Annotated in this window: 8 protein-coding genes; all 8 read left to right on the top strand. The window is 60.5% G+C overall.

What is annotated here, in order from left to right; genetic code table 11:
• The first annotated feature begins 332 nt into the window (after nt 1-332).
• The gene (locus tag A0251_RS16930) at nt 333-1,304 is read left to right on the top strand and encodes an acetyl-CoA carboxylase carboxyltransferase subunit alpha (RefSeq protein ID WP_062818017.1); all 972 of its coding nucleotides are present in this window, start codon (nt 333-335) and stop codon (nt 1,302-1,304) included.
• A gap of 142 nt (nt 1,305-1,446) precedes the next feature.
• A complete protein-coding gene (tilS, locus tag A0251_RS16935) occupies nt 1,447-2,736 on the top strand; it encodes a tRNA lysidine(34) synthetase TilS (protein WP_062818024.1) in 1,290 nt (429 codons plus the stop codon).
• A 291-nt stretch (nt 2,737-3,027) separates the two neighbouring features.
• The gene (locus A0251_RS16945) at nt 3,028-4,929 is read left to right on the top strand and encodes an ATP-dependent DNA helicase RecQ (RefSeq protein ID WP_062818019.1); all 1,902 of its coding nucleotides are present in this window, start codon (nt 3,028-3,030) and stop codon (nt 4,927-4,929) included.
• A 422-nt stretch (nt 4,930-5,351) separates the two neighbouring features.
• Nucleotides 5,352-6,980, top strand: coding sequence for a CTP synthase (locus A0251_RS16950; protein ID WP_062818020.1), 1,629 nt, complete (start codon nt 5,352-5,354; stop codon nt 6,978-6,980).
• Between the two features lie 17 nt (nt 6,981-6,997).
• Entirely contained in the window at nt 6,998-7,840 is an 843-nt protein-coding gene (gene kdsA / locus A0251_RS16955) for a 3-deoxy-8-phosphooctulonate synthase (protein ID WP_062818021.1), read from the top strand.
• A 20-nt stretch (nt 7,841-7,860) separates the two neighbouring features.
• Nucleotides 7,861-9,153 (top strand): phosphopyruvate hydratase, encoded by a 1,293-nt coding sequence (eno, locus tag A0251_RS16960; protein ID WP_062818022.1) that lies wholly within the window; start codon nt 7,861-7,863, stop codon nt 9,151-9,153.
• Nucleotides 9,154-9,210: 57 nt separating this feature from the next.
• A complete protein-coding gene (locus A0251_RS16965; protein WP_062818023.1) occupies nt 9,211-9,516 on the top strand; it encodes a septum formation initiator family protein in 306 nt (101 codons plus the stop codon).
• Nucleotides 9,513-10,057: 2-C-methyl-D-erythritol 4-phosphate cytidylyltransferase (locus A0251_RS16970; protein WP_082810947.1), on the top strand; the 545-nt coding region annotated here is incomplete at its 3' end. The genes A0251_RS16965 and A0251_RS16970, both read left to right, overlap by 4 nt.

Below are 10,057 nucleotides of genomic sequence, written 5' to 3' on the forward strand. Positions count from 1 at the left end.
AAGCTACAAGCTACGATTGGATCGGGAGAAATGGAAAAGTTCCGGGTTGGACTCTGTTCCCCTTCCAAGCTTGGAAGCGTGGGCTGGGACGTGTTCGGTTTGCACTGCGCCAGCTCGTGTTGCAGCTTGCAGCTTGAGGCTTGCCGCTTGTCCTTGAAACAGTTTGCAACCTAGCGGTGCGCTTCGCGTCTCGACCTTGTCATCCGGTTACGGCTACACTTGTGCAGGCCAATTTCCGGCGTCATGGATGACGTTTCCGCCAGCCATGCGCCAGACACATGGCGTACTATCCCGGCGCTTGCCAGCAAAACACCATAAACAGGCTCAGACATATGAACCCGAACTTCCTCGAATTTGAACAACCCATCGCAGACCTGGAAGCGAAAATCGAGGAGTTACGACTGGTTGGCAGTGGTAGCGAAGTCAATATTTCCGAGGAAGTGGCCAAGCTGCAGGAAAAGAGCATTTCGCTCACCGAAAACATTTTCAGCAACCTGAGTGCCTGGCAGATCTCCCAGCTGTCCCGCCATCCCAAGCGGCCTTACATGCTGGATTACATCAAGCGGATTTTCGCCGACTTCGACGAGCTGCACGGGGATCGGGCCTTTGCTGACGATCCGGCCATCGTCGGTGGCATTACCCGCCTGAATGCGCAGCCAGTGATGGTGATCGGTCATCAGAAAGGCCGCGAAGTGAAGGAGAAGGTGCGTCGCAATTTCGGCATGCCCAAGCCGGAAGGGTACCGCAAGGCCCTGCGACTGATGGAAATGGCCGAGCGATTCAAGATGCCCATTCTCACCTTTATCGACACCCCGGGTGCCTTTCCCGGTATTGATGCGGAAGAGCGGGGGCAGTCTGAAGCCATCGCCCGCAACCTGCGGGTCATGTCCCAGCTGAAAGTGCCGATCATCGCCACCGTCATCGGCGAGGGGGGCTCCGGCGGGGCGCTTGCCATTGGCGTCTGCGATCATCTGCAAATGCTGGAATTCTCTACCTACTCGGTGATCTCCCCGGAGGGTTGTGCCTCCATTCTCTGGCGTAGTGCCGACAAGGCGCCGGAAGCCGCCGCCGCCATGGGCCTGACTGCCGGTCGACTCCACGAGCTTGGCATTGTCGATCAGGTGATCAAGGAGCCCCTGGGCGGAGCCCACCGTGATTATGACCAAGCGGCCGATGCGATCCGCAAGGCCCTGGTGAAACAGCTGGATGCGCTCAAGGCCCTGGAGATAGACGCGCTGGTGGACCGCCGCTACGACCGCCTGATGAGCTACGGCAACGTGGATAGCGTCCCCGCTGACGAATAACCGATTACTGCCTCCCTGACTACCGGGTTAAGGCCCGGGCCCATGGATAGGGCAAGCGTCCTGCAACTGCTATGCTTGCAGGGTGTGCGCTCAACCCTGAAGGTTGATCCTGTCTGTTTCCGTGCGAGTGATGACCTTCCCGATGCCAACGTCGCCACTGATTCCCGATCTGGCAGAACAGGCCCCGCCAGGGCCGCTGCTCCTTGCCTTTAGTGGTGGGCTGGATTCTTCCCTGCTGTTGCAGCTGCTGGTTGAGGCTGGGCTGGGGCCACGGTTGCGCGTGGTGCATATCAATCATCAACTGCAGCCAGACAGCGCGAACTGGGCAGCTCACTGCGAGCAGAGAGTTGCCGGCCTGGCTTTGCCATTCCGGGTGGCCACTGTAACGGTCGATACGGACAAGGGCATCGAAGCCGGGGCCCGCCAGGCCCGCTATCAGGCCCTGTTTGCGGACGCCCGGCATGACGGCGCCACGGTGATCACTGCCCATCACCGGGATGACCAGGCGGAAACCCTGTTGTTGCGATTGTTGCGTGGTGCCGGCGTGCAAGGCCTGGCGGCCATGGGAGCGCTGGATCATCGTCAGGGGACGACCCTCTGGCGCCCCCTGCTGGACCTGCCTCGCTCTGCATTGGAGCGCAATGCCCGGGAGAGGGGGCTGCAATGGCAGGAAGATCCCAGTAATCAGGATCAACGCCTGCGCCGCAACTATCTGCGCCACAGTATTTTACCGGCCCTGCGTCAGCGCTGGCGGGGTGCCGATGAAATCCTGGCCCGAACCGCCAGGCACATGAGTGATGCCAGTGAATTGCTGGACGAAAGGGCGCAGGAGGATGCCGACGCCTGTGGTGTCAACGGTCAACAATTTCCATTGGCCGGATTGGCAGCCTTGCGCCCGGCCCGACAGCGCAACCTGTTGCGCTGGTGGCTCCATCGCCAGGGCGCCAGTGCGCCCAGCGCCGCGGTGCTTGCCGAATTGCTGGCCCTGCAGGATGCCGCGGAGGATAGCCAGGCCAGGGTGGAGTGGGGGCACTGGGCCGTGCGCTTGTTCCGGGGGGCACTGTATCTGCTCCCCCGTGAGGCCTTGGCACCCTGGCAGGGCACCTTGTCCTGGCCGCAGGGGGCGCCTCCGCCATCACTGCCATTCTGGCAACTGTCGCCCACAGCCGGGGAGGGCGCAATAAGCCTGATGCGGCCGCCAGGCGATCTGACCCTGCGCCCCTTTACCGGTGGCACGCGCTTGCTGCGCAACGGCATGCACCAGCGCATCAAGGAACTGTGGCGAGCGGCTGGCGTGCCCCCCTGGCAGCGGCATCAATGGCCACTGCTGTATCGGGGCGAGACGCTGGTATCGGTGCCGTTGGTGGGGGTGGCCGATGGCGAAGAGGCTGATCAATGCGAAGAATGGTTTTTGTTGCCGCACTCCCGTTAGCGATGTGGAGTGATGTATGCACCGCGAACGCTGTTTAAGGTGCAGTTCGCCTCCGGCTCAGTGCACCCTGCGATGACACGGGATTGTCGTAGGGGCTGGACATATCGTTGGCCGTCTCCACACCAATACAGGCGACGTGCCTCATTGGCCAATGTCCTACGGGGTTGATCAACACTGACTGATATAGACGGGGATTTTGGGTCTGTACCCTGAGGTCTTGGATCTGCAAGGTGGCTTCCATGACCTCTGCCTCCATGCTCTGAACTTCCGTCTGACTACCGAAGAGCCTTCATGCAAGACGTGCAGCAATTACTTCAACAGACATTTAAGCTCCAGACCTTCCGTCCCGGTCAGCAGGCCGTCATCGACGCGCTACTGGCCGGGCGTTCGGCGCTGGCCGTGTTTCCCACCGGCGGTGGTAAGAGCCTGTGTTATCAGTTGCCGGCATTGATGCTGGATGGGCTGACGCTGGTTGTGTCGCCGTTGATTGCGCTGATGAAGGATCAGGTAGACCAGCTTAATCGGATGAATATCCCGGCAGCACGACTGGATTCCAGTGTGGATGCCGGTGAGCTGCAGGCGATCTATCAAGGGCTCGACGATGGCACCATCAAGCTGCTCTATGTGGCGCCGGAGCGCCTCGCCAACGAGCGTTTTCTGGCACGGCTGAAACGCCTGTCGATCAGCATGATGGCAGTGGATGAGGCGCACTGTGTGTCTGAGTGGGGACATAACTTCCGCCCCGACTATCTGAAACTGGCACAGCTGGCCCGGGATCTGAAGGTTGGGCGGGTGTTGGCACTGACGGCTACGGCCACTCCGCAGGTGGCAGAGCAGATTTGCGGCAGTTTCGAGATCGCCAGGGCGGATCATATCCAGACCGGGTTTTTCCGTCCCAATCTGGCCCTGGCGGTGCGCCCTTGCCGCACCGACGAGCGTGATCAGTACCTGCTGGATCAGCTCACCAGCCGGCCTGCCGAGCCCGCCATCGTGTATGTAACCTTGCAGAAGACTGCCGAGACAGTGGCGGCCTTTTTGCAGAAACAGGGATTGAAGGCGCAGGCCTACCACGCCGGGCTGAAAGACGAGCCCCGCCATCAGGTGCAAGAGGCCTTCATGGCGGGTGAGGCCGATATCGTGGTTGCCACCATCGCCTTCGGGATGGGCATCGACAAGGCAGACATCCGCGCCATCTACCACTACAACCTGCCCAAGTCCCTGGAAAATTATATGCAGGAAATTGGCCGGGCCGGGCGCGACGGGGAACCTGCACACTGTCAGCTGCTGGCCAACCCGGACGACCTGACGGTTCTGGAGAATTTCACCTATGGGGATACCCCGGACAGTGGGTCGCTGGCCGCCCTGATTCGCTGGCTTCTGGCACAGCCAGCCCAGTTCGATCTTTCCGTTCATGAGTTGTCCGGCCAATTCGATGTGCGCCCCTTGGTCATCAACACCTTGCTCACTTATCTGGAGCTGGATGGGGTGGTGCGCGCCACGGCGCCGTTCTATACCGAATACAAAGTGGCGTTCCCGTCCTCCCGGGAGGCGGTTCTGGCTGGCTTTGACCCGGAACGGGCCGGTTTTCTGGAGCGCCTGTTTGCCACCGGCAAGGAGGGGCGTATCTGGTTGACCCTGCGGCCTATTGATGCCGCCCAGACCCTGGGAGAGGACCGCTTGCGGATTCTCAATGCCCTGAACTATCTGGAGCAGCAGCAGATGATCGAGTTACGGGTGGCCGGTGTACGTCAGGGGTATCGGATGCTGAATGTGCCAGCGGACCCTGAGCCAGTGATACAGCGTATGCAGGAGCAGTTTACGCTGCGAGAGCAGCGCGATATTCAGCGTCTGCAGACTGTCTGTGACTGGGCAGAGAGCACCGGGTGCCACCAACAGGCATTGGTGCGCTATTTCGGCGAGACCCTGGCGGCCCCCTGCGGCCAGTGCAGTGTGTGCCTCGGGGAAAAGCCGCAGTTGCCAGCCCGTCGTCGCAGGGCACCGGACTTGGCACTGATACAGGCTGTCCGTGAGGAAAACCATCAGGCTCTGGCTTCACCCCGGCAACTGGCCCGTTTTCTCTGTGGCATCAGCAGCCCCCGGGCCAGCCGTGCCCGGCTGGCCCGGCACCCGGCGTTTGGCTCGCAGATGGACGCGCCGTTTTCCGAGGTGCTGGCCGCCTGCGAGAGTGCCTGATGTGGGGAACGTGGGGTGTGGCCCCGGGAGGCGTTTCGAGGAGCGAGTTGCGGGTGACGAAGGGCCTGCCCTTTGCATTTCGGGGCTCGCACCTCGCAACTCGCTGGGCCTGATAAGCCGCACCGGAAGTCGGAATAAGGCCTTAGGGGATCCGGATGCGTTTGTACCGGGTATCGTGCAGCACCACTTTTTACGCTCACCGGAGCGATTCCGATTGAGGCGAACGACGCCTTCTGTTAACATTTTCTCCCGTCCTGATGTAGCGCAAGCCCCTGAATTTTCAGGTGTTCAACCATCACTTGCGTAGCTGGCCAACCCGATTCAGAAAGCCCCTTGCCCGTGTCATGCGTGCAGGGTGTTTTTTATTGGTGCCGGTTACACTGGTGAGAGTGCTACCAACCCACTAGCAATCTGGTGAGTGCATGTCACGTTTCATCTTTGTCACCGGCGGTGTGGTGTCGTCTCTGGGTAAGGGGATCACTTCCGCATCCCTGGCCACTTTGTTGGAAGCCCGCGGCCTCAACGTCACCCTGATCAAAATGGATCCCTACATCAATGTGGATCCTGGCACCATGAGCCCTTACCAGCACGGTGAGGTATTCGTGACCGAAGACGGCGCCGAAACCGACCTGGACCTGGGTCACTACGAGCGTTTTATCCGCACTCGCCTGAGCCGCCGCAACAGCTTTACCACCGGCCGTGTCTATCAGGACGTGCTGGACAAGGAGCGTCGCGGCGAGTACCTGGGCGCCACCGTCCAGGTCATTCCCCATATTACCGACGAGATCAAGCTGAAGATCCGCGAAGGGGCAGGGGATGCGGATGTGGCCATCGTGGAAATCGGTGGTACCGCCGGTGACATCGAGTCCTTGCCGTTTCTGGAGGCAGCCCGGCAGATGCGCGTGGAGCTGGGGTCCAGCCAGTCCCTGCTGGTGCACCTGACCCTGGTGCCCTATATCGCCACCGCCGGCGAGATCAAGACCAAGCCCACCCAGCATTCCGTGAAAGAGCTGCGTTCCATCGGCCTGCAGCCGGATATTCTGGTCTGCCGTGCGGATGACCCGATTCCGCAGAGCGCCCGGGACAAGATCGCCCTGTTCACCAATGTGGAAGCCCGGGCGGTGATTTCCTCGCCGGACTGCAAGACCATTTACCAGGTACCCCGCGGCATGCACGAGCAGGGCCTGGACGCCATCGTGGTGGACAAGTTCGGGCTGGATTTGCCGGAACCGGATCTGAGCGAGTGGGATCGAGTGGTGGAAGCCCAGCTCAACCCGGAGAATGAAGTCACCGTGGGCATGGTGGGCAAGTACATCGAACTGGTGGATGCCTACAAGTCACTCAACGAGGCCCTGATCCACGCGGGCATCAGCAACCGGGCCAAGGTCAATATCCTCTACCTGGATGCGGAAGATATTGAGCGCGAGGGCACCGGCGTGCTGGCCAATCTGGACGCCATCCTGGTGCCCGGCGGGTTTGGCGACCGGGGCACTGAAGGCAAGATCGCCGCGATTCGCTACGCCCGCGAGAACAAGGTGCCATACCTGGGTATCTGCCTTGGCATGCAACTGGCGGTGATCGAATATGCCCGTCACGTGGCCGGCATAGAAAAGGCGCACTCTTCCGAACTGCGTCCGGATACGCCGGACCCGGTCGTGGGGCTGATCACCGAGTGGACCACAGAAGATGGCCACAAGGAGCAACGCTCGGAAGAATCCGATCTGGGTGGCACCATGCGTCTGGGTGGTCAGGAATGTATTCTGGAGGCGGGCAGCCGTGCGGCCGAGTGTTATGGCAGCACCCGCATCGTCGAGCGTCACCGTCATCGCTACGAAGTGAACAATAATTACCTGCCCCAGCTGGAAGGCGCCGGTCTGAAGATTGTCGGTCGCTCCGTGGACGGTGAACTGGTGGAAGTGATCGAGGTGGCAGACCACCCCTGGTTTGTGGCCTGTCAGTTCCACCCGGAGTTTACCTCCACGCCTCGTGATGGACATGGCCTGTTCAAGGGTTATGTGGCCGCAGCTCTGGCGGCACAGAAAACACACTAAGGAAAGGTGATCCCGTAATGCAGAAGACCATCAAACTCGGCGAGCTGGAATTTGCCAACGACAAGCCCATGGCCTTATTCGGTGGCATGAATGTGCTGGAATCCCGTGATCTGGCCATGCAGGTGGCGGAAGCCTATGCGGAAGTGACCAGCAAACTGGGCATTCCCTGGGTGTTCAAGGCCAGTTTCGACAAGGCCAACCGCTCCTCGCTGAGTTCCTACCGGGGCCCGGGTATGGACGAAGGCCTGAAGATCTTTGAAGAGATCAAGCAGACCTTCAACTGCCCGCTGATCACCGATGTGCATGAGCCGTACCAGGCGGCGCCCGTGGCAGAGGTGTGCGACATCATCCAGTTGCCGGCCTTTCTGGCGCGGCAGACCGATCTGGTGGTGGCCATGGCGAAAACCGGTGCCATCATCAATATCAAGAAACCCCAGTTCCTGGCTCCCCACGAGATGAGCCACATCCTGCACAAGTGCGAGGATGCCGGGAACGATCAGCTTATCCTCTGCGAGCGTGGTTCCAGTTTCGGGTACAACAACCTGGTCGTGGATATGCTCGGCTTCGGCATCATGAAGAAGTTCAATTACCCGGTGTTTTTCGACGTGACCCATGCCCTGCAGAAGCCGGGCGGTCGCGCTGACAGCGCCGATGGCCGCCGTGCCCAGGTGGCCGAACTGGGCCGTGCCGGGATCAGCCAGGGTATCGCCGGACTGTTCCTGGAGGCCCATCCGGATCCGGATAATGCCAAATGCGATGGCCCCTGCGCCCTGCGACTGGACCGTCTGGAGCCATTCCTTGCCCAGATGCAAACCCTGGATAATACCGTCAAGGCACTGCCTGCCTTTGAAAACAACTGATTGAAGAGAGATTGACTGTCATGTCCAAGATCGTTGACATCAAAGCCCGCGAAATTCTCGACTCCCGTGGCAATCCCACCATTGAAGCCGATGTGGTTCTGGAATCCGGTGCTTCCGGCAGTGCCTGTGCACCCAGCGGCGCATCCACCGGCTCCCGTGAAGCGCTGGAACTGCGCGATGGTGACAAGGCCCGATACCTGGGCAAGGGCGTTACCAAGGCCGTTGGCAATGTGAATTCTGCCATCCGTGAATTGCTGGTGGGTATGGACGCCTGCGACCAGAAGGCGCTGGACAAGGCCATGATCGATGCCGACGGCACCGAGAACAAGGCCAAGTTCGGTGCCAATGCGATTCTCGCTGTGTCCCTGGCCGCCGCCAAAGCCGCTGCCATCGATCAGGGCAAGCCCCTGTACGAGTACATTTCCGACCTGCAGGACGACGATAACGAGTACTCCCTGCCGGTGCCGATGATGAACATCATCAACGGCGGCGAACACGCGGATAACAACGTGGATATCCAGGAGTTCATGATCCAGCCGGTGGGCGCGCCCACCGTGGCCGAGGCCATCCGTTATGGTGCTGAGATCTTCCATGCCCTGAAAGGCGTGCTGAAAAAGCGTGGTCTGAACACGGCGGTGGGTGACGAAGGCGGGTTTGCCCCGGACCTGCCCAGCAACGAGGCCGCCCTGGAAGCGATCATGGAAGCCATCGAGATTGCCGGCTACAAAGCCGGTGACGACGTGACTCTGGCCCTGGATTGCGCTGCCAGCGAATTCTACAAGGATGGAAAATACGTGCTGGCCGGCGAAGGCCGCAGCATGAACTCCGAAGAATTTGCCAGCTACCTGGCAGAGCTGTGCGACCGTTATCCGATTATCTCCATCGAAGACGGCATGGATGAATCTGACTGGGATGGCTGGAAAATCCTGACCGAGAAGCTGGGTAACAAGGTGCAGCTGGTGGGCGACGACCTGTTCGTGACCAACACCAAAATCCTCAAGCGCGGTATTGATGAAGGGGTGGCCAACTCGATCCTGATCAAGTTCAACCAGATCGGTTCTCTCACCGAAACCCTGGATGCCATCAAGATGGCCAAGGATGCAGGGTACACCGCGGTCATTTCCCACCGTAGCGGTGAAACCGCCGACAGCACCATCGCCGACCTGGCCGTTGCCACTGCCGCCGGCCAGATCAAGACCGGCTCCCTGTGTCGCTCGGATCGTGTTGCCAAGTACAACCGTCTGATTCGCATTGAGCAGGAACTGGGCCGTGCCGCCTACCATGGCCGCAAAGAGTTCAAGTTCCTCGGCTAAATGATGTCGGAGACCAAGCCCAGCAGAGCAGCCAAGGGATCGGGAAAGCGGGAGGCCATGCAGTTGTCTCCCGCCAGACAGATCGTGATTGCGCTGCTGGCGCTGGTGTTCGTCGGTCTGCAGGCTCGCCTGTGGTTCGGCGAAGGCAGTGTTCGGCACGTGGCCACCCTGGAAAAAGAGGTGGCCGCACTCAAGCAGAGCAATGCCAAATTGAATGAGCGGAACCGCTTGATGGCTGCTGACGTGAGAGATCTCAAGCGGGGCACCGAAGCGGTGGAAGAGATTGCCCGAAAGGACCTGGGCATGATCCGCGACGGTGAAACCTTCTTCCTGATTCTCGAACAACCCCGGGGCGGCGAGTGAATCCAGTCATTGGCGGCCCCCTCTATGCGGTGGTACCGGCTGCCGGTATCGGTGAACGCATGGGGGCAGGTTTTCCCAAGCAATACCTGTCCCTGGCCGGGAAAACCCTGGCCGAACATACCCTCAATCGTCTGTTGTCGTTTGCGCCTATCGACAGGGTTCTGGTGGCCGTATCCGCGCAGGACCCCTGGTGGCCGACCCTGGGGGTTTCCTCTCATCCCCGGATTGCCACCGTTACCGGTGGGGCGGCACGGGCGGAATCCGTGCGCAATGGTGTTAGCCAGGCCCTGGCGCTGGGTGGAGAAAGTGCCTGGGTGCTGGTCCATGACATGGCCCGGCCCCTGGTGCGGTTATCGGATATTCAAAACCTGCTCGATCAGACGGACAGGCAGGGTGCCATCCTGGCACTGCCCGTGGTGGATACCATCAAGCAGGCGGATCACAGTAACCACATTTCGGCGACCCTGAATCGTGACTGCATCTGGCGAGCCCTGACACCGCAACTGTTTCCCGCACGCCCGCTGCTCGACGCGCTGCAGGG

Origin of the sequence: Alcanivorax sp. NBRC 102024 (assembly GCF_001602235.1) — a bacterium.
In the GTDB taxonomy this organism is placed as follows: domain Bacteria; phylum Pseudomonadota; class Gammaproteobacteria; order Pseudomonadales; family Alcanivoracaceae; genus Alcanivorax.

Coding starts and splice junctions, on each gene's coding strand:
- A0251_RS16930 (WP_062818017.1), top strand. CDS start 333: ATGAACCCGAACTTCCTCGAATTTGAACAACCCATCGCAGACCTGGAA.
- tilS (WP_062818024.1), top strand. CDS start 1,447: ATGCCAACGTCGCCACTGATTCCCGATCTGGCAGAACAGGCCCCGCCA.
- A0251_RS16945 (WP_062818019.1), top strand. CDS start 3,028: ATGCAAGACGTGCAGCAATTACTTCAACAGACATTTAAGCTCCAGACC.
- A0251_RS16950 (WP_062818020.1), top strand. CDS start 5,352: ATGTCACGTTTCATCTTTGTCACCGGCGGTGTGGTGTCGTCTCTGGGT.
- kdsA (WP_062818021.1), top strand. CDS start 6,998: ATGCAGAAGACCATCAAACTCGGCGAGCTGGAATTTGCCAACGACAAG.
- eno (WP_062818022.1), top strand. CDS start 7,861: ATGTCCAAGATCGTTGACATCAAAGCCCGCGAAATTCTCGACTCCCGT.
- A0251_RS16965 (WP_062818023.1), top strand. CDS start 9,211: ATGCAGTTGTCTCCCGCCAGACAGATCGTGATTGCGCTGCTGGCGCTG.